20 protein-coding genes and 2 pseudogenes are annotated in these 23869 nt (G+C 55.4%); 10 read left to right on the top strand and 12 right to left on the bottom strand.

Annotated elements, in window-relative coordinates; translation table 11 throughout:
• The first annotated feature begins 2 nt into the window (after positions 1-2).
• Positions 3-2078: a glycogen debranching protein GlgX gene (gene glgX / locus BWI76_RS14140; protein WP_049085290.1), complete on the top strand. Its 2076-nt coding sequence runs from the start codon at positions 3-5 to the stop codon at positions 2076-2078.
• Between the two features lie 43 nt (positions 2079-2121).
• Here the strand turns inward: glgX and lpdA are convergent, their stop codons facing one another.
• Genes lpdA through BWI76_RS14160 form a run of 4 tightly spaced genes read right to left on the bottom strand, consistent with a single transcriptional unit; the run spans position 2122 to position 7026 of the window.
• Positions 2122-3519 (bottom strand): dihydrolipoyl dehydrogenase, encoded by a 1398-nt coding sequence (gene lpdA / locus BWI76_RS14145; RefSeq protein WP_004137135.1) that lies wholly within the window; start codon positions 3517-3519, stop codon positions 2122-2124.
• The gene (locus BWI76_RS14150) at positions 3503-5032 is read right to left on the bottom strand and encodes a 2-oxo acid dehydrogenase subunit E2 (RefSeq protein WP_004137133.1); all 1530 of its coding nucleotides are present in this window, start codon (positions 5030-5032) and stop codon (positions 3503-3505) included. The genes lpdA and BWI76_RS14150 overlap by 17 nt, the downstream gene beginning before the upstream one ends.
• 3 nt (positions 5033-5035) lie before the next feature.
• Positions 5036-6055: an alpha-ketoacid dehydrogenase subunit beta gene (locus BWI76_RS14155; RefSeq protein ID WP_004137131.1), complete on the bottom strand. Its 1020-nt coding sequence runs from the start codon at positions 6053-6055 to the stop codon at positions 5036-5038.
• 11 nt (positions 6056-6066) lie between these two features.
• On the bottom strand, positions 6067-7026 hold the full coding sequence (locus BWI76_RS14160) for a thiamine pyrophosphate-dependent dehydrogenase E1 component subunit alpha (RefSeq protein WP_004137130.1): 960 nt from the start codon (positions 7024-7026) through the stop codon (positions 6067-6069).
• A gap of 246 nt (positions 7027-7272) precedes the next feature.
• On the opposite strand from BWI76_RS14160, the gene BWI76_RS14165 reads away from it, so the two are divergent.
• Positions 7273-10026 (top strand): LuxR C-terminal-related transcriptional regulator, encoded by a 2754-nt coding sequence (locus tag BWI76_RS14165; protein WP_004137128.1) that lies wholly within the window; start codon positions 7273-7275, stop codon positions 10024-10026.
• A gap of 48 nt (positions 10027-10074) precedes the next feature.
• On the opposite strand, the gene BWI76_RS14170 is transcribed toward BWI76_RS14165, so the two are convergent.
• The 5 genes from BWI76_RS14170 to galB form a co-directional block, all read right to left on the bottom strand.
• On the bottom strand, positions 10075-10458 hold the full coding sequence (locus BWI76_RS14170) for a hypothetical protein (protein ID WP_004137126.1): 384 nt from the start codon (positions 10456-10458) through the stop codon (positions 10075-10077).
• Between the two features lie 135 nt (positions 10459-10593).
• Positions 10594-11469 carry an NAD(P)-dependent oxidoreductase gene (locus BWI76_RS14175; protein ID WP_004137124.1) on the bottom strand — a complete coding sequence of 292 codons (876 nt, stop codon included), beginning with the start codon at positions 11467-11469 and terminating at the stop codon, positions 10594-10596.
• A complete protein-coding gene (locus BWI76_RS14180; RefSeq protein WP_004137121.1) occupies positions 11466-12551 on the bottom strand; it encodes a 4-oxalomesaconate tautomerase in 1086 nt (361 codons plus the stop codon). The genes BWI76_RS14175 and BWI76_RS14180 overlap by 4 nt, the downstream gene beginning before the upstream one ends.
• 1 nt (position 12552) lies before the next feature.
• Positions 12553-13266, bottom strand: coding sequence for a 4-carboxy-4-hydroxy-2-oxoadipate aldolase/oxaloacetate decarboxylase (locus BWI76_RS14185; RefSeq protein ID WP_004137119.1), 714 nt, complete (start codon positions 13264-13266; stop codon positions 12553-12555).
• Positions 13263-14003, bottom strand: coding sequence for a 4-oxalmesaconate hydratase (gene galB / locus BWI76_RS14190; RefSeq protein WP_004137116.1), 741 nt, complete (start codon positions 14001-14003; stop codon positions 13263-13265). The genes BWI76_RS14185 and galB overlap by 4 nt, the downstream gene beginning before the upstream one ends.
• A gap of 128 nt (positions 14004-14131) precedes the next feature.
• On the opposite strand from galB, the gene BWI76_RS14195 reads away from it, so the two are divergent.
• Positions 14132-15355, top strand: a complete 1224-nt coding sequence (locus BWI76_RS14195) for a LysR substrate-binding domain-containing protein (RefSeq protein WP_064371763.1) — start codon at positions 14132-14134, stop codon at positions 15353-15355.
• Here BWI76_RS14195 and BWI76_RS14200 read toward each other — a convergent pair.
• The 3 genes and pseudogenes from BWI76_RS14200 to gcvA form a co-directional block, all read right to left on the bottom strand.
• Entirely contained in the window at positions 15352-16614 is a 1263-nt protein-coding gene (locus BWI76_RS14200) for a gallate dioxygenase (RefSeq protein ID WP_004137111.1), read from the bottom strand. The two genes, BWI76_RS14195 and BWI76_RS14200, sit on opposite strands and share 4 nt — an antisense overlap.
• A gap of 13 nt (positions 16615-16627) precedes the next feature.
• Positions 16628-17997 (bottom strand): annotated as a pseudogene (locus BWI76_RS14205) (MFS transporter).
• 181 nt (positions 17998-18178) lie between these two features.
• The gene (gene gcvA, locus BWI76_RS14210; RefSeq protein WP_064371835.1) at positions 18179-19141 is read right to left on the bottom strand and encodes a transcriptional regulator GcvA; all 963 of its coding nucleotides are present in this window, start codon (positions 19139-19141) and stop codon (positions 18179-18181) included.
• A 235-nt stretch (positions 19142-19376) separates the two neighbouring features.
• Here gcvA and BWI76_RS14215 point away from each other — a divergent pair, with 235 nt between their 5' ends.
• From BWI76_RS14215 to BWI76_RS14245, 7 genes and pseudogenes are all read left to right on the top strand, one after another.
• Entirely contained in the window at positions 19377-19658 is a 282-nt protein-coding gene (locus BWI76_RS14215; RefSeq protein ID WP_004137106.1) for a hypothetical protein, read from the top strand.
• Positions 19659-19679: 21 nt separating this feature from the next.
• Positions 19680-20021, top strand: a complete 342-nt coding sequence (locus BWI76_RS14220) for a carboxymuconolactone decarboxylase family protein (RefSeq protein WP_004137105.1) — start codon at positions 19680-19682, stop codon at positions 20019-20021.
• Between the two features lie 53 nt (positions 20022-20074).
• Positions 20075-20746 carry a cupin domain-containing protein gene (locus tag BWI76_RS14225; RefSeq protein WP_004137104.1) on the top strand — a complete coding sequence of 224 codons (672 nt, stop codon included), beginning with the start codon at positions 20075-20077 and terminating at the stop codon, positions 20744-20746.
• On the top strand, positions 20743-21735 hold the full coding sequence (locus tag BWI76_RS14230; protein ID WP_319804318.1) for a flavin monoamine oxidase family protein: 993 nt from the start codon (positions 20743-20745) through the stop codon (positions 21733-21735). Before BWI76_RS14225 ends, BWI76_RS14230 begins: the two co-directional genes overlap by 4 nt.
• Before the next feature lie 84 nt (positions 21736-21819).
• Positions 21820-22844: pseudogene (locus BWI76_RS28695) on the top strand (alcohol dehydrogenase).
• A 43-nt stretch (positions 22845-22887) separates the two neighbouring features.
• Positions 22888-23211, top strand: a complete 324-nt coding sequence (trxA, locus tag BWI76_RS14240; RefSeq protein WP_004137102.1) for a thioredoxin — start codon at positions 22888-22890, stop codon at positions 23209-23211.
• Between the two features lie 35 nt (positions 23212-23246).
• Positions 23247-23768 carry a carboxymuconolactone decarboxylase family protein gene (locus tag BWI76_RS14245; RefSeq protein WP_004137101.1) on the top strand — a complete coding sequence of 174 codons (522 nt, stop codon included), beginning with the start codon at positions 23247-23249 and terminating at the stop codon, positions 23766-23768.
• Positions 23769-23869 lie beyond the last annotated feature (101 nt).

Consider the following 23869-nt stretch of genomic DNA (forward strand, 5'->3'; position numbering starts at 1 on the left):
CGATGCGCAAGGAAAAAGCTTTTGCAATACGGCCCGGCGACAGCCAGCAGTTGGGGGCTCATTTTGACGGAAAAGGCGTTAACTTCGCGCTCTTCTCCGCGCACGCTGAACGGGTTGAGCTGTGCCTGTTCGATCCTTCGGGGAAAAAGGAAATAGCCCGGCTGGAACTGCCGGAATATACGCACGAAATCTGGCACGGCTACGTGCCCGATCTTCAGCCTGGGGCGTTATACGGTTATCGCGTCTACGGCCCTTACGATCCGGAAAACGGGCATCGTTTTAATCCGCATAAATTGCTTATCGACCCCTACGCGCGGGAGCTGGCAGGCGATATCGCGTGGAACGACGCCCATTTTGGCTATGAGCTGGGGCATGAGGAGAAAGACCTCAGCTTTGATACCCGCGATAGCGCGCCTTTTACGCCGAAATGCAAGGTTGTCGACCCGGATGCGTGCGACTGGCAGGGGGAAAATCGCCCCGACATTCGCTGGCCGAATACGGTGATTTACGAAACGCATGTGAAAGGGTTTACCCAACTTAATCCGGCGCTCCCCCCCGAGCTGCGCGGCACATTCGAGGGGCTTGGGCATCAGGCCTCCGTCGAGTATATCAAAAGCCTCGGCATCACTTCCGTTGAGCTGCTGCCCGTACATTGGTTTCCCGACGACCAGCATCTGCTTGACCGGGGACTAAAAAACTTCTGGGGTTACAATACGCTGGGCTTCTTCGCCCCCGCGTCCCGTTACTACGGGCCCGCGGGTATTGCCGGGTTCCGCAATATGGTGCGTGCTTTTCATGACGCCGGTATTGAGGTGATCCTTGACGTGGTTTACAACCATACCGCCGAAGGGAATGAGCTGGGCCCGACGCTCTCATTTAAGGGCATCGATAATTTCTCCTATTACCGGACGATGCCGGATCGGCATCGCTATTACATCAATGATACCGGGACGGGAAATACGGTGAATACGTCCCATCCCCGGGTGCTGCAGATGGTGATGGATTCGCTACGCTACTGGGCTCAGTCCATGCACGTTGACGGCTTTCGTTTTGATCTTGGAACCATTCTCGGCCGTGAACCGGAGGGGTTCGATCCGCGAGGCGGTTTTTTTGACGCCATAACCCAGGATCCCGTGCTGGCAAAACTTAAACTGATCGGCGAGCCCTGGGATATCGGCCCCGGCGGCTATCAGGTTGGCGGTTTTCCGCCGGGCTGGGGAGAGTGGAACGACAAATACCGCGATACGGTGCGGGAATACTGGAAGGGGGATAACGTGTCTACCGATTTTGCCGCCCGTTTGCTGGGATCGGGGGATCTGTACGATTTACGCGGCCGTCGTCCGTGGGCCAGCGTCAATTTTATTACCGCTCATGACGGCTTCACGTTAAACGATCTGGTTTCGTATAACGAGAAACATAATGAAGCCAACGGTGAGGATAATAACGACGGGCACAATGATAACCGTTCCTGCAATTATGGCGAGGAAGGGCCGACAGAAAATCAGGCTATCGTCGCGGTCCGTGAACGCCAGAAGCGTAACTTCCTCACCACGCTATTTTTCTCCCACGGCACCCCGATGCTGCTGGCCGGGGACGAATTTGGCCGTACGCAGCAGGGAAATAATAATGGCTACTGTCAGGACAGCGAGATTTCATGGATCAACTGGGAAGCGCTGTCCGAAGATGACCACGCATTACGCCATTTCACCCAGCGCCTGATCGCGCTGCGCGCGCAACAACCGCTTTTACGCCGTGAAAGCTGGCGCGATGGGCTCGAGATACGCTGGTTTAACGCCGGCGGCGGTTTGCAGCAATCTGAGCAGTGGGATGAAGGGTCAACGTTAGGCCTTGCCATCAGTCGACCCGATCTCGAAGAGGAGGAGGGGATCTGGCACGACGTTCTGATGCTGTTCAATCCGTTTGAGGGCGATGTTGCGTTCCAGATACCGCAGTTCGGCGAAGGCGGCTGGGTTCTTGAGCTGTCGACCGCTGAAGTGAAAAGTGACGGCGTCACCATTACGGAAGCGATTGATTTTGTTCTGGCCGGGCGCAGCATTGCGCTATTCAGACGGCCTTAGCGTACAGGTAAACCCGGCGTTGAATGCCGGGTTTATATTGTCATTATTGATGCAGCGGCTGACCGCTGGCGGCAAGGATGGATTCATGCATGGCTTCAGAAAGCGTTGGATGAGCAAAGATCATCGATAAGAGACTCTCATCTGTAGCCTCCAGATGATGCGCGATACCAAAACCCTGGATCTGTTCAGTGACCTGCTCACCAACCATATGCGCGCCCAGCAGTTCGCCGGTTTCGGCGTCGAAAATAGTCTTTACAAAACCCTCCGTCTCACCGCTGGCCAGCGCCTTACCATTCCCCTGATATGCGAACTTACCGACCTTGATTGGCCGTCCCGTCTCGCGAGCCTTCGCCTCTGTCAAGCCCAGGCTGGCAACCTGTGGCCGGGCATAGGTACAACCGGGCACATAGTCGCAGTTAAGAGGGCGTACGCCTTCGACGCCAGCCAGCGTCTCGACGCAGATCACGCCTTCGTGGCTGGCTTTGTGCGCCAGACACGGCGGGCCAGCCACATCGCCGATAGCATAGAGGCCAAATACGTTGGTTCGGCAAGCTGCATCCGTCTTGATAAACCCGCGGTCCAACTCAACTCCTAGCGCTTCCAGCCCCAGGCCTTCCACATTAGGCTGCACGCCCGCTGCCAACAGCACACGTTCGACTTCCAGTGTCTGTTCGGCGCCGGTGGTTTTCAAGGCGCAGCGCACGCCCGTATCGGTGCGCTTTACCTGCGTCAGCAGCGTTTGGCTATGGACGTGTATACCGCGTCGTTCGAACGATTTACGCACGGTAGCGGATACTTCGGCGTCTTCAACGGGCAGAATCTGCGCGGCTTGTTCGACCAGCGTTACGTTGCTGCCAAGATCGTTATAAAGGCTGGCGAACTCCACTCCGATGGCCCCTGAACCGATGATTAATAGAGACTCCGGTAAGCGCTCAGGCTGCAGGGCCTCGAAATAGGTCCAGATTCGCTCGCCATCTGGCTCGACTCCTGGCAACGCTCGCGGCCGGGCGCCAGTCGCAAGGATCACATGATCAGCGCGATAGTCTCGCTCTTCCCCCTGGGGATCGGCGACCGTGACTTGCCCCTTACCGCGCAGCCGGGCGGTGCCGGCTATGACCGTCACGCCATTTTTCTTCAACAGGTACTCGACACCTCCGGTCAGCTGTTGCGACACGGCGCGGCTAAACTGCACCAGTTTCTGCAGATCGAAACTCACCTCGCTGAGACTAAAACCCAGCCGATCGGCATGCGCAATAGTGTGCGCCACCTCTGCGCCATGCAGCAGCGCCTTGGTTGGAATGCATCCCCAGTTCAGGCAGATGCCCCCTAAATGCTGCTTTTCCACCAATGCGGTACGAAGCCCTAGCTGGCCGGCACGAATGGCGGCGACATACCCCCCAGGCCCGCCACCTATTATCAGTACATCATATTTGTCGTGCATAGCTCGTCTCCCCGATAAACAACAGCGTCGGTGTTTCAACCAGCCGCTTGAGCGCCTGGAGAAACGCCGCGCCTGACGCCCCATCGATGACCCGGTGATCGCAGGACAGCGATACGGTCAGTTGATGGCGGACGACGATCTGTCCGTCGCGAACTACCGCTCGGGGCTCGCCTGCGCCAATCGCAAGGATCGCGCCCTGGGGTGGGTTTATGATGGCGTCAAACTGCCGTACTCCGAGCATGCCCAGGTTTGACACGCTAAAGGTGCCGCCCTGGAACTCTTCGGGCTTGAGCATGCCCGCCCGGGCTTTGGTTATCAGAGAATGAACTTCGTTTGATATGTCGCTTATCGACCTGCTGTTGGCCGAACGTACGATAGGGGTAATTAACCCGTCCGGCAGCGCAACGGCCACGGAAATGTCGGCATCGGCAAAACGGCGGATGCTCTGGGTCGCCTCATCAAACTGTATGTTGACGTCCGGCACGGCTATCAGCGCCATGGCGCAGGCCTTAACCAGCATATCGTTAACCGAAATCTTGACGCCGGGTACTTCGCTGTTGATTTCCTTACGCAATGCTAAGAGTCGGTCCAGGTCGAGATCGACGGTCAAACGGAAATGGGGTGCATGTTGCTTGGACATTTGCAAACGGCCAGCGATCGCTCGCCGCATACTGGACATCGGCAACGTCTCAAAGGCTGTCGCTGACGTGGCTTGTGGAGCTCCGGCCTGGTGTAGCCCATCAAGCAGCAAAGCGGCCGCCAGCACATCATCGCGACTCACCCGTCCAAGTGAACCGCTTTTGCGGCAGTCGTGCAGGTTGATCCCCAGTTTGTTGGCCAGACGGCGCGCCAACGGGGTTGCCGAGACCTGGCTATCATCGGTATGCGATCGCGGCGCTTTGCCGGAACGAACTGGCGGCGGTGGAGAGGCGACGCGGCCGCCTGCGGCAACGATCGCGCTCTCCAGGTCAGCCACGGAGATACGCTCGCCGCGCCCGCTACCGTGGACCTTTTTCAAGTCAACGCCCAACCGCGCAGACAGCCGTAACGCATGGGGAGTGGCATTCACCTGAGTCGGATCGGTTTTGCCTTGCAGGCTGATGGGTACCTCGGTCTGCCCAATGGATGCCGCAGGCTTATTGGCGGGGGCCGATACAAAGGAGGGCGCCGCGGTCGCTACAGCAGGCTCGGTAGTCTGCGTGACAGGAGCTGCTGGCTGCGCCGCGGCCAGACTGGCAGCGAAGGCATCCAGTTCATCATCGCTTACCGCAGAGTCAGCGACCAGCGCCAAAACAGCGCCGACCGGGAGGGTATCTCCCACTCGGGCGATTATCCGCCGTAGCGTACCGGCGAAGGGGGCCTCCAGAACATTGACGATTTTGCTGGTCTCAATTTCACAGATTTCCTGCCCTTTGGCGAAGCGGTCACCCTCCTGGATGGCCCACCGCGCGAGCACGCCTTCCTCCATTGAAAGACCCCACTTCGGCATTTCAAGTGTCCTGATATCGCTCATAGCTTAATCCTCCAGCACTTGACGGACGGCAGCTTCGATACGTTCAACGCCAGGGATCCAGAGTTTTTCGAGAGCAGGGGAGAACGGTACCGGGGTGTGTGGTGGTGTCACCAGAACAATAGGCGCTTTGAGGAAATGGAATGCCTGGGAAGCAATCAGCGCGGCGACATCATGAGCAAAGCCAAAACGCGCGGCTGACTCGTCGACAATGACCACGCGGCCCGTAGAAGCCACGGATTCCAGAATACCTTCTTCGTCCAGAGGCGAGATTGTACGTGGATCGACCACCTCCACCGAGATCCCCTCCCTGGCCAGTTTGTCGGCGACCTGGTTTGCTTTATGTACCATTGCCGACAACGCGATGATGGTGACATCCTCACCTTCACGGGTATAGTTGGCGACGCCCAGGGGAATGGTATAAATCTCGTCAGGTACCTCGCCCTTGAGGTCATAAAGCATTTTATGCTCGCAGAACACCACCGGATCGTCGTCGCGTATCGACTGGATCAGCAGCCCTTTGACATCATAAGGTGTCGATGGCACGACCACCTTGAGCCCCGGTGTGGTAGCAAAAATATTATAGGGTGACTGCGAATGCTGGGCTGCGGCAGAAAAACCAGCGCCGATCATGCCCCGCATCACCAGCGGCGCCTTAGCCTTGCCGCCAAACATATAGCGGAACTTTGCTGCCTGGTTGTACAGCGCATCATGGCTAACACCGAAAAAATCCATAAACATCAGCTCCGCCACCGGCCGCAGACCCGTTGCTGCGGCGCCGGCAGCCATGCCGACGATCGCCGACTCCGTAATGGGGGTGTCGATCACCCGGTCGGAGCCGAACTGCGTCCACAGCCCTTTAGTGACTCCGAGCACACCGCCAAAAGCCTCTATCCTTGCTTCTTCTGGCGCATTTCCGCCGTGACCGCCACGCAAGTCTTCACCAATCAGAACGACGCGTTCGTCGTGCTCCATTTCCTGGGCCAGGGCTTCCTTGACCGCTTCTCGATAGGTTTTTATAGGCATTGTTATCACCCTCAGTATGAGACGTAAACGTCTGTAAGCAGGTCTTCCGGTGCCGGGTAGGCAGCAGCGCGGGCTTTGAATACAGCATCATCGACAAGTGCTTCAACCTCCGCGTCGATCGCCGCCAGTTCCTCAAGGGAGATGTGTTGTTTGACCCTGGCGGTGAAAATCTTCAGCGGATCATGTTGTTCGCGCAGACGTTGAACTTCGCCCTCAGCACGGTAAAGCGCCGGATCGCCCTCAAAGTGACCGTGCCAGCGGAAAGCTTTGGCCTCAATCACGCTTGGGCCTCCACCTTCTCGGGCGCGCTTGACTGCCTCTGCGGTGGCATCGTAAACGGCAAAGAAATCGGTGCCATCAACCGTCACTGCCGGTAAACCGAAGCCCGCGGCGCGCCCGGCGATATCACGACCACCGACGGCGTAGTCATGGCCCGTTCCTTCGCCATAACCGTTGTTCTCGAAAATAAAGATGGCAGGGAGTTGCAGCACGACTGCCATGTTGATGGCTTCAAATACCAGGCCCTGGTTAGAACCGCCGTCACCGGTAAAAGAGACCCCAACGTTACCGGTCTTAAGGGTTTTGGCCGTCAGCGCAGCGCCGATGGCTAACGGAGGGGCGCCACCCACGATAGCGTTCGCACCCAGCATACCTTTCGACAGATCGGCAATATGCATTGAGCCCCCCTTGCCCCGGCATAATCCGCTGTCCTTACCGAATATTTCAGCCATCATGCCGTGAATATCGCAGCCTTTGGCAATACAGTGGCCATGTCCACGGTGCGTGGACCCAATGAAATCAGCGTTAGTCAGATTTTCGCAGACCCCCACCGCAATGGCTTCCTCACCGGTATAAAGGTGAATGAAGCCCGGAATATCACCGCTGGTGTTTTCCTGATGCAAACGCTCCTCAAACGTCCGGATTTCGCGCATCTTACGGTAAGCCTGGAGTAAAGCCTGTTTGTTAAGCATCACTTAATTCTCCTCAGTAAAGGTCGTCAGGCGGGCAGGCTGGAAGCCCCTTAACCACGCCGATGCAATGAATCTACGAGTGCGACGAGGAGGTGCGAAGCCACCTTCATGGGGGGGTAGGAGGGGGTTTACATGCTTGAGGTCAAACTTTATAAATTTTATGTATCTATCGAGAGGGGCGGTTCCATGTCGTCCCGGGCTCTGGCGTACAATTGATAAAAAAAGAATACGGGTAGATAACCACGGATGAAGCCATCGGATGTTAAAAGTCGTCAGGCAACTTCACTGGTCTCCGGACCACTGCGGCTGACCAGAGATTTGCCGCTAATCCTGACCAAATTCGTCCCGCCACGCTCTTCGATTCGGCTGCTACAGCGCTCACGGCTTCTTTTACTCCTCGATCGCATGCAGCAACGCCGTCTGGGCGTGGTTTGCGCGGGCGCTGGATTTGGCAAAACCACGCTGTTGGCGCAGTGGTATCAGCACATGATTGCCCAGGGCGAACGCGTTGCCTGGCTTAGCCTCGATGAGGATGATGATGGCGTATGGCAGTTCATTCCTTATCTGCTGCAAGCATTGCGGCCGCTCTATGGCGATTGGGACGCCGACTTTTGGCGCAACATAGAAGAACAGACGACCTCCAGCTCGCAACAGCTGCTGGCCGGGTTGATTAACCAACTGCATTACTGTCCGCACGATCTGTATTTGATCGTTGATGACTTCCATATGATTAATGATGCCGGCGTATATGAAGCCCTGGGATATTTGCTCAAGCATGCTCCTGCCGCCTTGCATCTGATCATTGGCAGCCGTTTCCACCCCAGTTTGTCCCTGAGCCTGCTTCAGGCGCAGGACCAATTGGTGGAGATCTACGATCGAGACCTGCAATTCACGCTCGAAGAAACCAGAAACTATTTCAGCCAGACGATTGACGTACCACTCAGTAATCAGCATGTACAGCGGCTGCTTTCCGCGACAGAGGGGTGGATCGCCGGCATGAAAATCGCTTCGTTGTCCCCAGAATTGCTCAATGATCCAGAACATCTGCTGCGCAATATCCGTGGTGGAACCCGCGCCATCGCCCGTTATCTGAAAGAGGTGGTACTTGACCCATTGCCAGCGGAATTTTTTGATTTTCTTGTCAAAACATCGTTTCTTAATCGTTTAAATGCCGGGTTATGTAATAGGGTTACTGGGCGTGATGATAGTGAAGCGATACTGGCATGGATTGAGCGGCACAATCTTTTTTTGTCAGCCCTGGACGAACAAGGCTGCTGGTTTCGCTACCATCCTCTTTTGCAGGAAACCCTGCGAACGATATTGCAGCAGAACAACGATATCAACCTCAAGCATTTACATGAATTAGCCAGTCATTGGTTTGTTGAACAGAGATTGTGGTCCGAGGCGGTACGCCACGCACTTGCAGCGGGCAAGCCGATCCATAACCCCGGGCAGGATGGCGCGGGCGCGCAGTCACTGGCGGAAGAAGGGGATATAGACACCCTGGTTTCCTGGATGCGTCACTTACCTGCGAGTACTGACCCTTCGCGCATTGACCTGCAAATCAATCTGGCCTGGGCGCTGGCGCACTATTTCCGCTTCGATGAATCGAGGCAGTTGCTGGATAATCTTGACCAAATGGTCGTTAATCATCGTGATGATATAGCCCCCAACGCCTGGCTCAAATTACGTGTCGTGCGCGCAATTTGCGAAGCTTTTGCCGAGAAAATCCCGGAAAGCCTGGCGATTGTGGAGCCGTTGCTGGCTAAAGTGCCCTGCGGAGACACATGGGTCGATGGTCTCATTTGCAATATTCTGAGCTACTGCCACGTGGTTAATCAGCGCTATACCGACGCTCTTGAGGTTCAGCGGCATATGCCTTGCCCGGAAAGTCCATTAGACAATCTGTTTGTCTCGGTTTATCGCGCTTTTATCATTGCTCAGTGCCATCTTGGTCAGGGGGACCTGGAGAACGCCTGGGGGCATGCAGAGAATGCCTTGCGCCAGGCTGAGCGTTATACCGGCCCCCAGTCGACCAGCGGCGCGACGCTTGCGCCGCTGCTGGCGGAAATGGCTTACGAGCGTAAGAACCTGGACTCCTTAAATACGCTGTTAGCAGATAGACTCGAATTCATCGATCGGTTTGGTCCGCCCGACGCCCTAAGTCGCTGCTATACCTATCTTGCGCGTCAGGCCTTGAATGACGATATGCCGCATGAGGCAGAACGGCTGCTGGAACACGCGCAGCGACTAGCGGTGTCTCGCGGATGGCAACGGCCGCAGGCTTTATTGTTAGCAGAGCAGGCGAGGGTGCGCCTGCAGCGCGCGAATTATCCAGGCGCAGAGCAGCTGCAACGGCAACTTGAACAACTGGCGGCCCGTGCCACAATTGATGCCGAAAATCCTTGTCAACGCGCAATAGCTCAGTATGCAATCGTCAGCCGCAGCCGCCTTCTTCTGGCGTCAGGCCAGGCCCCACAAGCCAGCCTTTTACTGGGTGAACTCGTGACTGAGCAGGAGCGTCGGGGCGACCGGCTATCCGCAGCGCGTCTTCGTACGCTATGGTCATTATCCTTGTGCAATAGTGGCGAAAACGCGGCTGCCGTGGCTGCATTGCAGCCCGCCCAGCAATTAGCGGCACAACAGCATCTCAAACGAATTTTTCTTGATGCTGGCGAGACATTGCAGCCTCTGCTTGTCCGTGTACGCGAAACCTCGGCAGCCAGCGAAGGGGATGCTCTTTGGCCCGGCAAAGGAAGCCAGTCTGAAGGCAAGCGGATTCAGCATGAAAACCTTGATGTCAACCTGGATCTCAGTGAGCGAGAGCTGCAGATATTGCAGCTCATTGCTGACGGTCAGATGAACAAAGAAATCGCTCGCTCCTTGACTATCTCTACTGAGACGGTGAAATGGCACATCAAGAACATCTACGCCAAGCTCAAAGTCAGTAGTCGTACGCAAGCCATGAGTCGGGCTCTGGAAATGAAGTTACTGGATTAACCCGGACTCTCAAAAAAGTGCGTGGAACTAAGACGGGCATACTTTCACTCAGGTATAGACCTTCAGGCGGTATAACACCGCGCCCCAATAAGTGTTGCAGAGCGGCAAATGCGGATCGCTGTCTTCCCATTGGCCATCAGCGAGCTCGACTAACGTCCTGCCATCGCTAAGCGCGCTAAGAATAAATTGAAGACGTTTTCCTACTGAATGCCCGGGGCCTTCGGTACAAATCTGTGCAATTAGTGAAGGGGATACAAGTTGCTCCGTTTCCCAAACAAAACATAGATCGTCCTTTGGACTGAGAATGAGCGATTTGCCAACTGCGATTGCACCTTGCACAGTACCTTCATGCCAGGCAGCGATATCGGTCAGTGCATGCCATACGCGTTCTGGATCTGTCTTTATCTTTATTGCATGGAGTAAAGTTTTCATAAACATCCTCTACATGTTGTAAATAAAGCAGTAATAAGTATTAACGTACTCTGAGCTTTATTGCAGACGAATCTCCATAATTTATCTCTGCACTGAACAAATCCCGCTATCTTCCTGACACATTGTTCGCTGTGTTTAAATGTGGTCTTTAAGCAACGCTGTCAGCGCTTTCCAGTTAAACGGCTCAAGCTGCGCATAGGTAATTCCTCGCGCGGCCATACGATCGGGCAGGTGGCGTTGGGCTATCGCCGTCGCCTGACTCATCACACTATCTTCCGCTGCATCGCGAAGGGTTTTGACCACTTCTTCCATCTCTTCGCTGCGCCGGATGCCATGCTCAGCTACGCGGCTTATCAGATAGTCGGGCAGGGCGTCGTTCCAGCCCAATGAGGGGAAGCTGGCGTGGAGCGATGCCAGCACCTGCTCCTCAACACCGTAATGGCCGGCGGCGAACAGGCATTCGGCGGTAAGCGCTTCCAGCCCTTTAATCATCACGCTGCGGCACATCTTGATAGCCGACACGCTGCCAACGTGGTTACCACCATAGCGGGCGTTACATCCAAGCGTGGTGAGTAATTCAGCAATTGCCTCTGCCTGTGGTCCCCCCGTCAACAGCGGCGTTCGGAGTGCCCCTGGGGGGACCGGCGCCATCACCGCTACATCGACATAAGCGCCGGGCTTAAAGCATTTGGCAGCCTGACGCTTGGTCTGCGGGGCGACGGAGTTAAGGTCAAGAAAATACTGCGTGTCGGTCATCAGCGGTGCAGCTTGTGAGGCGACATCCAGGGCGGATCCCGCGGTGACGGTGGAAAATATGAGTTCGGCACCTGTCAACGCGTCAGCCAGGGAGATTGCCGCCCGCACGCCTCCCCGATGCGCCTTCGTTATCATCGCATCGCGCTCAGGACCTTGCAGCTTGCAATCCCAGACGGTGACTGGGTTCACTTTTGCCAGTGCATCCGCAAGAATGCCACCTGCTTCACCATAACCTATAAACGTTATTGTCGTCATAACAGCTCCTTACGCGGCCACACGTCGGCCGGAATGCAAACGTCGCCCGCGAACAGAAGTCGCGCCGTACGCAGCAGACCGCAGCCTGCCAACTGCCCATTATCATCAAGCCGGAGCGCCACGCTGAATTCACCGGTTGGGTGTTCAACGCTTAACTCTGGCGTACGCTCAAGACTTGCCAGCGCTTGCGCCACCGAGCCGGGAATAAGACAGGCGCTGGCGACGCTCACCGCGCCAAACACGCCAATCGAGGCATGGCATCGGTGCGGAATGAAGGTCCGACTACTGATAGCCCCTCCGGCGCGCGGCCTGGCAATCAGCGTCATTTTGGGCACCGTACGCTGTGTCACATCGCCCAGGTTCATGCGCGGCCCGGCCTGCAGTCGAATCGTCTCCAGCCGCTGCTTCAGTTCATCGTCAGCGTCGAGTTGCTCGCGGGTCTCATACCCGGTGCGCCCCAGGTCGCTGGCGCGGATCAGCACAACGGGCATGCCGTTATCGATACAGGTTACCTCGATGCCGTCGAAGCGATCGCTTGCCTGGCCGGTGGGGAGCAGCGCGCCGCAGCTTGAACCCGCCACGTCGAGGAAATTGAGTACAATTTTGCTGGCCGTACCGGGCACGCCGTCAATGCGGGTATCCCCCGCATACTCCACGCCTCCTGTATTACAGGGCACTTCAGCAACCGCAATCTGGCCGGTGTTTTCCATAAAGATGCGCACCCGGGTAAGGGGGGCAACACAGTCAACCAGTCCGCGTTCAATGGCAAAAGGCCCGACGACCGCAAGAATGTTCCCGCAGTTCTGACCGTAATCGACCACGGCACGATCGACGTTCACCTGGGCAAAAAGGTAATCGATATCGGCATCTGGCCGAGCCGAGCGGCGAATTATTGCCACCTTGCTGGTGAGCGGATCGGCTCCGCCAATGCCGTCGATTTGACGCGTATCCGGTGAGCCCATCGTCGCCAGCAGCACCGCGTCACGACTTGCGGGATCCACGGGTAAATCGTCCGCGAGGAAGCAGGCCGCCTTAGAGGTGCCGCCGCGCATCAACAGGCAGGGTATTCTGCGTTGTGCCATCTTAACTCTCCACATCTTCCGCGCGGTCGTAATAACGCAGCCCTTTCTCAGCGAGACGCGGGCGCATCGCGTAGATATCCAGCCCCAGTTCGCCGCTTCCCATACGCTCTCGTTTCGCCTCTTCGGTCGCCATTCGGGTTTCGGCTTTTGCCAGCACCTCGGGGACAAGGGAGTGCGGGATAACCACAACGCCGTCATCATCGGCCACAACCACATCTCCTGGCGTGACCAACTGGCCAGCACAGATAATCGGGACGTTAACCGAGCCCAACGTCTCTTTCACCGTGCCCTGGGCGTAAACCTGCCGGGACCAGACGGCAAAGCCCATATCGCGGAGGGTATGTGAATCACGGATACCGATATCACCCACCAGGCCCACGACGCCGCGCGACTGTAACGACGTGGCCAGCAGATCGCCAAAAAAGCCATCCCCGCAGGGGGAGGTGGGCGCCACCACGAGGATGTCGCCCGGACGGCACTGCTCGACGGCAACGTGGAACATCCAGTTATCGCCGGGCGTGACCAACACTGTGACCGCGTTTCCGGCGCGGCATATGCCTTGTTGAATGGGCCTGATGTGCGGTGCCATAAGCCCCTGTCGGTCGTAAGCTTCATGAAGTGTGGCTACCCCCGCTGCGGTGAGCTGACGAAGGGCGATATTGTCGTGGCGGGGAAGGGAGCGGACGACAATGCCTTTACGATTAAGGAGATTCATGCAAGGTTCTCCGTCACGCGAGGGAAGATGCTCTGAAAACCTTCGGCATGCACGATATCTCGCGCAGCGGTGATGCCAATATTGCGTTTAGCCTGCACGCCCCGCTGAAGCGCCACGCGGGTATAGTATTCCCACAAATGCTCCTGACCCTGCATGCACTGGATTGCCTGATACTTTTTCTCCCAGACGCGTGTAATGTCCAGCAGAACGTCCGGCTTCCAACTGCACTGCTCAGGTTGATGTGGTTCAAAACAGTAGACTGGCGGCGCCTGCACAACAGGTTCGCCAGGACGGTATCCTTCTGCCTGGGCAATAATGCGGGCTTCCTGCGCCAGGTTCGACGCCATCGGATGATCGTAGTTATAGGGATCCTGCATGGAGTGGGTCAGGACAAAGTGCGGCTGCACGCGACGATAAACATCCGCCAGGCGGAACAGCGTCTCTTTGTCGGCACGCAGCGGATAGTCGCCAATATCAAAAAACTCCACGCTGGCACCCAGAATGTCGGCGGCAGCCTGGGCTTCTTCCCGGCGATGATGCTTTACCGTTTCCTCAGTCATATTGCCTTTGCGCCACAGTTTAGCGGACTCTCCTCGCTCGCCGAATGACAGGCACACTATATGCACCTGATAGCCCTGCTCAACGTGCAGGGCTATCGCGCCACCTGCACGCCAGACGAAATCAGCGGAGTGGGCACTGACGACAAGGGCACTTTTTTCACGAATCGGTTGGGACATGATGACTTCCTCTGTTGTTTTTTATCAGCTTGTCATGCCCCGTTGCGGGAGGGTAATTCGTTAACTTGTGAAGGCTATGATTTTTATTTATGTTGTTATTAGTTCCTTTACGTGACACTGGGTAAATAATGCAGAGAAAAACACGAAGCAATTCTATAAATATTATGCAGCTGCGCTTTTTCTGTCAGGTGGCTTTAAGGGGGAGTGTTTCGCGTGCTGCCGATGATTTATTTCGTACGCAGTCCGCCATTACGCGTGCAATACGCGATCTTGAAGCCTCGCTGAACGTTATTCTTTTCGAGCGTCACTATAGCGGTATGGTGCTTACAGAGTACGGCAAGTGTATATTACCGCGCGCCAGGCGGGCGGTAGAGGATTTGCAGGCCGTGCCCGCCCTGATGCAAAAGTTGAGGGTGCGCACCAACGCTACCGCGCTGCCGGATGCTGGCTGGCTATTTCATACCCGTCGGCTAGAAATTTTTATTCAACTGTACCATGTCAATCATACCCAGACCGTCGCTACCCAGCTCGGGGTTACGCAACCGGCAATCAGCGCAGCACTTAAAATTCTGGAGAAAGGGGCAGACGCGGCGCTGTTTCGCCGAACGCCGGAAGGGGTTCGCCCGACAACTGCGGCTGACATGCTTTATCCCCACATCAGTCGGTCACTGAACGAACTGGATAATATCTGGAGCGATCTCGCCGCCCGGCGTGGCGTGCTGGAGGGAAGCGTGCGTATAGGTGCACTGCCGCTCAGCCGAACGCAGTTGCTACCCGGCGCGATCGCCAGTTTCCTGGCGCGCCATCCGAACATCACAATAATGACAAACGAGAGCCCGTATGAGTCCCTGGTGTCGGACATGCGCGCGGGCAATATTGATTTTATTATTGGCGCCCTGCGTCAGGATGAGGATCTCCCCGACCTGACATGCGAAGCGCTCTTTGAAGAAGATATGCTGATCCTGGCGCGTAATAACCATCCATTGCTGCACGATCCTGATCCCAGGAGCAAGCTGGCGCAGGCACAGTGGGTGCTCCCTCGCTCTAATGCCCCAGCGCGGCATTTGCTTGACAATGCCTTTCTTTTATCAGGGCTGCCTTTGCCGCAGCCCTGTGTTGAAACCGGTGATGCGGCGATGGTTCGTGGCCTGCTGCTTCACTCCGACATGCTGGCGGCGGTATCAACAAGCCAAATGCGCTATGAAATTGAGAACGGGCTGCTCACCATTTTGCCTGTTCGCCTGCCCGATACGACACGCCGTATCGGGCTGACCTTTAGGGAAGGGAGCCTACCGTCACCCGCTACGCAAGCCTTGCTCACTTTTATTCATAACCACGTGGCGAAAGGCTAACGGGTACCCGCGACAGAATAGGTGACCTGCTGGTTTCGCGTTTTTTGAAACTCCTCCAGCGTTTGACCGCGCATGGCGGCGTAAATATGCAGATTCGATACGCCAACCACCGCGCCCATTTTCTCCAGCAGGAAAAAACTCGCGCCGTACCGGATCAAACCGCGCCAGTCACGTTCGGTCAGCAAACGTTGTTCCTCCAGGCTCAGTTCGGCCTCCTCATACAGTGCCTGCGGCGTGCTCAGGAAGCGCTCGCGCCAGGCAGGTTGCGTGAGTTTATGCAGGAAGCCGTTTAGCCGCAGGCCATTCAGGCTTCGCTCATGCGTAAAGGGATACGTTCCCGGCAGGTTATCAACACCCGTCAGTTGCTGCGCGATATGCTGGCGGTGGCGGATTAGGGTGTCCACAGGCGGCGTGCGGGCGTTATTTTCCAGAATAAGCGTCGCAATGCCGGTCATAGAGGGCAGGTAGTAATCACGCCAGGTTTCAGTGACATTGGCCGAAAGGGCGCCACGCATCACCAGCCACATAATAACCTCTGAACCTTCCATCCCCCCTAGCGTCGCATATTCACTGATGGTCATTTCGGTCAGTTTTTCCGGGTCGTTAACAAGCATGTCGACAAATTGTGCATCCCAGTCGGTATTATTGAATCCACAACGTTCCCCGTGTACCTGATGCGACAGTCCGCCGGTGGCAACAATTGCCACGTCAATATCTTCCGGATAGCTTTCGATGGCGCGACGTAATGCCTGGCCCAGCTTATAGCATCGCTTAGCGCTCGGCACAGGGAATTGCAGTACGCCGATCTGCAGCGGGATCACGCAGGTTGGCCATCCCTCTTCTTGCTGCCAGGGCAGAAGTGCCGACAGGGGGGAAAACAATCCGTGGTCCAGTTTTTTATTCATAAAGAACGACATATCAAACTCGTCGGCCATCAGGCTCGCACCAATGTGCCGCGAGAGTGCCGCATCGCCTTTTACCGGCGGCAGATCGCGCGGGCCGCCGCCTTCGTCTGCTACGCCATACTCTTTATCGATTCCCAGAGTAAACGCGGAATAGTGATCAAAGAAAAATGCGGTGACATGATCGTTAAAGATATAAACCAGTGCGTCGGGCTTTTTCTCATCAAGCCAGCGCTGAAGCGGCTCAAAGCTTTGGAAAATAGGGGACCATGCCGGATCCTGTTGTTTGTGGTGATCAACCGCGAAGCCAATCGTCGGCGTATGTGAGACGGCAATACCGCCAAGTATTCGGGCCATAGGTAAACTCCAGTTATCGGTTATGCAAGGTTTGCGACAGTGCGCTCAGTTCTGCCTCTGTTGCACGAGGCTCTTTTCGGTTCATACGGTGCAGCAAAATCGCGATACCAGCCAGACATGCCGGCAGTGCGAGTACCAGAAAAATGGACGAGTGCCCCGGGACGGCCAGCATGATGACGCCGCCAAGCGTGGAGCTCAGAATCGCTCCCGTGCGGCCGATGCCGTGCATCCAGCTTACACCCGTGGCGCGAATTTCCGTTTGGTAATAGGCAGGGGAATAGGCCTGAAGACCATTTTGTGCCCCATTAATACACATCCCGCTAATGAAAATCAGCACCGCCAGCGCCACGGAGCCGAAATCCATCAGTCCTTGCGTTAAAAGACACAGGCAACCAAGGAAGTAGGTAAGGGCTATGACTTTTTTCGCGGCAGTGCGATCCATCAATAGCCGACGATAATACCGCCGAGTGGCCCCCCCAGCTGGAACAGACCGGTGATGATCGCAGCCTGCTGCAGTGAGAGTCCCCCGGAGCGCAGAATAGTGGGTAGCCAGCCATTAAGCAGGTAAATGACAAACAGCCCCATAAAATAGGTCACCCACAACGCAACTGTACCCCTGGCGTATCCATGACGAAACAGTTGGATAACCTTACTGCTGCGCGACATCTGCGGTGTATTTAATGTGAACCTATTATTTTCATTGAAGTTTCCACCCAGACGATTCAGCACGTGCGCAATTTTTACTGTTGGCACTCGGCGGGCTACCATGCTCATAGCCGACTCTGGCAGCATGAGGATCATTATGGGCAGCAGAACCAGTGGCAGCACACCTCCGAAAATCAGCGCCGAATGCCAGCTGTAGTGCGAAAGCAGACCTGCGGCAATAAATCCCCCCAGACCAGAGCCGACATTAAATCCGCTGTACATCAGGGTAATCATCAGGCCCTTACGGCGTTCAGGCATGTACTCCGCAACGAGCGTTACGCAGTTTGGCATGACAGCCCCTAAACCTAACCCGGTGAGAAAGCGCATCATGGCCATTTGTAGCGGACTCTGCGCAGCAGCAGCAGCCAGGCTGAAAAGGGCAAACAGAGCAACTGACCAGAGCAGGATCCGCTTGCGACCATAACGATCCGATAACGGTCCTGCGACCAAAGCGCCGACAGCGACGCCGAACATGGCCGCACCCAGTATCGGGCCAAGCTGAGTGCGACTAATGCCCCAGTCTTCAATTAACGCAGGAGCGATAAAGCCCATGACAGCGGCGTCATAACCATCAAGCATAATGATAAGAAAGCAAAGGAGCAGGACATGCCACTGAAAACGAGATATGGGTCGGGCATCGATCCACGCCTTTACATCAACGATGTTTGTGCGATTCATAGGGTGACTTCCTTAAGCAGGCGGTATGAATGTTCTGTTTGTGTTATGTGATGAACGTTCGCATACAACTTAAGGCAGGCGACCTGGCGTGTCTGGTTCAAAAAACCAAACACAGGTATGAGTTTTATTTATAATGTGATGGACCTGGCGAAAACCAGGTAATTGTGAGGACCTTCTGAATTTACAGTGGTTCGATTTTCCTGGAGAGATTGCCGTGATTTACCGCATTATTAAATGCCTGAGCTTGCTCAATCATCCACTCACGAAAATAGGCGATTTTCGGCAGGCTGTCGCAACCAGGCCGATGCACAAGGTAATAGGCTAGCGGGCTGGCGAGGGAAACCTCCGGGCACAACCGGACCAGACGTCCGCTTTTGAGATCTTCATCGACCATAATGCTGCGCGCCAGTGCTATACCATGGCCCTCAACCGCGGCCTGTAGCACCGCAGCGGAACTGTTGATCCGCAGGCCTGGTTTACGGGCGATAGCCTGAACGTTGAAACGGCGTAACCATCTATCCCAGGTAATGAAGTCTTTATGCTGCTCCATCGACAGATCGTGAATAAGCGTTTGTTCCGTGACGCCCGTCAGGCAGTTAATCGCCGGGTTTACTGCCATCAAAGAGGGGGCACAAACCGGGAAAACCTCTTCCGACATCAATAGCTCTGCCTGCAATCCTTCCCAGTGTCCCAGACCGTAGCGAATACCGACGTCCATACCCTGCGCGGTAAAATCCAGCAGCTTCAGGCTGGTTTCCAGACGCACATCGATATCCGGCCAGCGTTGCTGAAAATCTTCTATACGCGGCAGCAACCACTTGGCGGCAAAGGCAGGACTGATAGTGACGTTAAGAATACCGTTGGTAGCCCCTTCGCGAAGCAGCGTCATACCCAGATTGAGGCTTTGAAACCCGGCGCGAATATCCGGTAACGCCCGTTGCGCGAGTTCTGTCAACAGAAGGGCGGCTCGCCGGTTATTGCTTCGATGAAACAGTGGAAATCCAACAACTTCTTCAAGGGAGCGTACCAGCTGACCCACAGCCGCCGGGGTGACATTTAACTCTTCTGCCGCAAGCGAAAAGCTCTGATGCCGTGCGCTGGCTTCAAAAGCACGTAGCGCATTGAGATGAACGGGTACCTTCATATCTGATAGAAAACCTTTTTTAAAAGCCAAGATTATCTCATTTGTTCATGAGCCCTTCACTAAACATAATGCAGAAGCAGTGAGGGTTACAAAACAAATTTTTTAAATCCTCAAACTTGATGATGATTTTATGCGCAAAGATATTCTTTGTGTTTAGAAAACAGATGACACCGTATCGAAGCGGAACCTGAAGCACTTTTTTGGCTTCAACGGCAAACGAAAGAAGGAGTTAACAATGGCTTACTTGCAGATCACCCTGGATATCAGTGAACAAAACAGAGCTGCTGCAGCTGCGGTTTACCAAAAATACAAAGCACCTTTCCTCTCAACAATCGATGGCGCAGTCTCTAAAGAGCTGCTGGTACGTGCAGAAGATGTGCAGGTATTGCATGGCTTTGAGACGGTCGAACAGGCCGAAGCATACCTCGGATCTCAGCTATTCACTGCGGATGTGGTTGAAGCCCTGAAGTCTTATCTGAACAGTGCCCCAGAAGTACGCATCTATACCGTTGCCTGAATGCTTTAGAAAGGGGTTCTCATGTTTTTAAACTGGACTGAAATGCGTAAAGAGATACGTGCTGCTATCGGGAAATTTGCAGGTCTGCAACCCGATGTGATGCAGGGCATCGATAAAATGCAAAACGGTGCGGCGGCTACAGGTCACCTGGATGCCAAAACCCACGAGCTTATTGCGTTGGCTGTTGCCGTTACCACGCGCTGTGACGGTTGCCTGTCGGTACATGCTGAAGCTGCCGCCAAACACGGCGCCACACGCGAAGAGATTGCCGAGGCACTGGGTGTTGCTATTACGCTCAACACCGGGGCTGCGCTTGTTTACTCCAGCCGCGCGCTTGATGCTTTTGATTCATTACCGAAGTAACTCTCATACAGCGGTTTCGCCTCGAAGCCGCTTCATCTTTGCAGGAACGCCGCATGATGATTAATCACGATTTTACCCGGCGCGTTACCGTTGCCACAGACGATTACCACTGGGTTCACTCCCCGCAGGGAGGGGTTGATCGTGTGATGCTGGATCGCATCGGCGAGGAGCAGGCGCGTGCAACCAGCCTTGTTCGTTATTTGCCTCAGACCTATTTCCCATATCACGTTCATCCGGGTGGTGAAGAGATTCTGGTGCTGGACGGGCGGTTTTCAGAAGGGGAACGGGATTATCCCGCAGGCTGGTATCTACGCAATCCACCGGGCTCTTCCCATCAGCCCCACAGCGTCAACGGTACGCTGCTGTTCGTTAAACTCGGCCAGATGAGCAAAGGTGAAAATCGTGCGCTGCGTATCGATACCCGCGATGGGGCAAACTGGCAGAAGGGAGAGGGTATTTCGACCTGCTCACTGTTTGAAGATGCCTGTGAGAGCGTCTGCCTTATGCGCATGGCATCCGGCTCGCTTCTGGTTGAGCCGTCTCTGCCGGGTGGAGCAGAACTGTTGCTCTTACAGGGCGGCCTGATTGAAGGCAACAGTATTCATGTCGAAGGAAGCTGGATCCGCATTCCTGCCGGGCAGCGGCTGGCGTTTATTGCCGAAAAAGATAACACCCTTCTGTACCTGAAAAAGGGCCATCTCGCCGCTATGCAGGAACCTCAATGATGGTAAAGACCCAGGTTGCGATTATTGGGGCGGGGCTCAGCGGGCTCTATGCGGCCTGGCTGCTGCAGCGGGCCGGGATTGATTACGTTCTACTCGAAGCGCGCAGCCGCGCAGGTGGCCGAGTCCTGGCGGCTGCTAATTCATGTACAGACCTTGGGGCTACGTGGCTCTGGCCGGGGATCCAGCCCGCGCTCTCCAGGCTACTTGCTGAACTGAACATTGAGATTTTTTTCCATCAGGAAACGGGTGACATGCTGATTGAGCGGACAATGGATACCCCTTCGCGTCATCCGGCATTTATCTCTTCACCCGCGGCGGCTCGTGTGCGTGGGGGAATGTCAAAACTTACTGATACGCTGTTGGCGCTTCTCAATCCTGAATGTGTCGTCATGGATGTGCAAGTAACGCAGATTGAAAAAAATAACGGAACGCTGACTGTTCGTGGACACAATGCAGATGAACAGGCTGTGATCCTGCACGCCCAACACATCCTGCTGGCATTGCCTCCGATGCTGGCAGCCCGGATCGCATTTGCTCCCGCACTGCCTGAACCCTTGCTACAGGCGTGGCGTAATACTGGCACCTGGATAGCGCCGCATGCCAAATATGCCGCGCTCTATTCCCGCGATTTCTGGAAACAAAAGGGCCTATCCGGTGAGGCACGAAGCAGCGTCGGACCCATGGTGGAGATCCACGATGTTTCTGAGCCGGATGGGATGTCCGCCCTGTTTGGTTTCATCGGGCTACCGTATAACGCGCGCCGAGCTATGGGAGATACCGTCTTACTCGAGCAGTGCAGGGCGCAACTGACGCGACTGTATGGCCCCGACGCAGCATATCCCTGCGCTGAATTCATCAAAGACTGGGCGGCTGATCCTTTTACCGCAACATCGCATGATCTGTCTTTGCAGGCGGGCCATTCCGTACCGCCAGCCCTGGTGGATGATGGGCTCTGGCGACACGCAGTAACGGGAATCGCCAGTGAATGATCGACCGCATTTCCGGGCTATCTTGCTGGCGCGATTGATGCCGCTGCCGAAGGCGTTCAACGAATCTTAAACGAGAGATAAGGTATGAAAGAAACCTATAAGGCCATCCAGGTTACACGTCCGGGTCTACTTGAAATGGTGGAGAAAGATCTCCCCGAGCCAGGGCCGGGGGAAGTGCTCATCAAAGTCGATGCCTGTGGTATCTGTGGGGCGGACGCCGGGGCTATCGATGGTCTGGAAAAGGGCGTTGAATACCCACGCGTTCCGGGCCATGAAGTGGTTGGAACGCTCTGCAAAATATCCGATCCGTTGCCCGCATGGCTGAAGCCAGGCCTGCGTGTCGGTGTAGGGCGTTTAGGCGGACATTGCAACGCCTGCGAACAGTGCCGTCTTGGGCACTTTAACCTCTGCCAAAACCAGCCGGTCACCGGCAGCACACGTGACGGGGGGTATGCCGAATATATGCTGGCGCGGACCACGGGGCTGGTCGCCATCCCGGACGATCTGTCATCCGTAGAAGCCGCACCGCTGCTTTGCGCCGGTATAGCGACCTTTAACGCCCTTAAAAAATCGCATGCTCAGGCTGGAGATACTGTCGTGATCCAGGGAATGGGGGGTTAGGTCATCTGGCCGTACAGTATGCCCGGAGAATGGGATTTCGTGTTGTCGCTGTGGGCAGAGGTGACGATATCGCGGACGAGGTTATGGCGCTTGGCGCGCACCACTACGTCGACACACATAATCAAGATGCCGTGGAAGCAATCAAAGCGCTTGGCGGCGCGGACGTGATCTTGTCGACCATAACGGATAGTTCTGCCGTATCGGCGTTGTTACCCGCGCTGGTGCCGCAGGGGCGGTTAATGATCGTCGGCGTAGGCAAGGAGCCTTTGACGCTGATGCCGGGTGCAATGATTGGGCGAGAATTAACGGTCAGGGGCGCTATTACCGGTACGGCCATTGAGTTAGAAAAGGCTCTGAAGTTCAGCCTGCTGACAGGTGTACGAGCCATGATTGAGACGCGGCCTCTGGCTCAGGCGCAGGAAGCCTTTGAAAAAATGCGCAGCGGTCAGGCCAAATTCCGCATGGTTCTCACTCTGGACCATAGCTAAATCCACAGTAAGCAATAGATACGCAGGTTGAAAGGAGAAGGTCATGTCCATCCGCGAGCTATCAACAGCTGAATTTTCTGCTGAAGTTTTAGACGCTTCTGTTCCAGTATTAGTCGATTTTTGGGCGCCATGGTGCCAGCCTTGCCGCTCGGTTGCACCTGTAATTGATGCTCTGGCTCGTGAAAACGCCGGAAAGCTGGCGGTATTTAAAGTCAATATTGATGAGCAGCCGGAGCTGGCGGCTAAGCACGGTATTCGTTCTATTCCCTTCTTTAAGATTTTTGTGCGTGGTGAATCCGTCATGGAGTTTTCAGGCGCCAGACCAAAAAGCGACTTTGATACGTTGCTAACTACCGTTATTGATTGATTTTCAGGTTAATACATTCATCTGCGAGAATAATTATGAGCAAAGTACGTGTTACACCGTGGCAGGATAACGATCCCGTTCCGGCTGAATTACTGGCTGCTATGCAGGCCCGCCGCCCCGGTGGCGAATTAATTGGCATCGACAGGGTATTATTGAAAAGCTTCCCATTGGCAACCGGCTGGAATGCCTTACTGGGACGAGTTCGGGCCGATTTTAGTCTCGAGCTGATCTATCTTGAGTTGATTATGCTTCGCGTTGCGGTACTTAATGGCGCTGAATTTGAGTGGGGCGTGCACTACCCGGTTTATCTAAAGGCGGGAGGATCGGAAGCAAAGGCTCAGGCGCTGAAACAAACCGAGCCGGAACGCAGCCTGTTTGATGAACGCGAGTGGACGCTAATTACCTTAACCGATCAATCAACCAAAAAGGTGGATGTCGATATTCAGGTGATCGAGTCATTGAAAGCCCTCTTTGGTGAAACCAAAACGGTAGAGGCTGTCGCCACCGTTGCCGCTTATAACATGGTTTCGCGTTTTCTGGTCGCGCTGGATATCTAGCGTCGCCATCCTCTCCCTACTGTTATCTGGATATTACCGCAGTGCACGCTGCGATGATGCTATGGGCGAAACCTGGCGGACCGCTCGCCGCGCCCATAAAA

This window comes from Klebsiella sp. M5al (assembly GCF_002090195.1).
Classification (GTDB): domain Bacteria; phylum Pseudomonadota; class Gammaproteobacteria; order Enterobacterales; family Enterobacteriaceae; genus Klebsiella; species Klebsiella grimontii.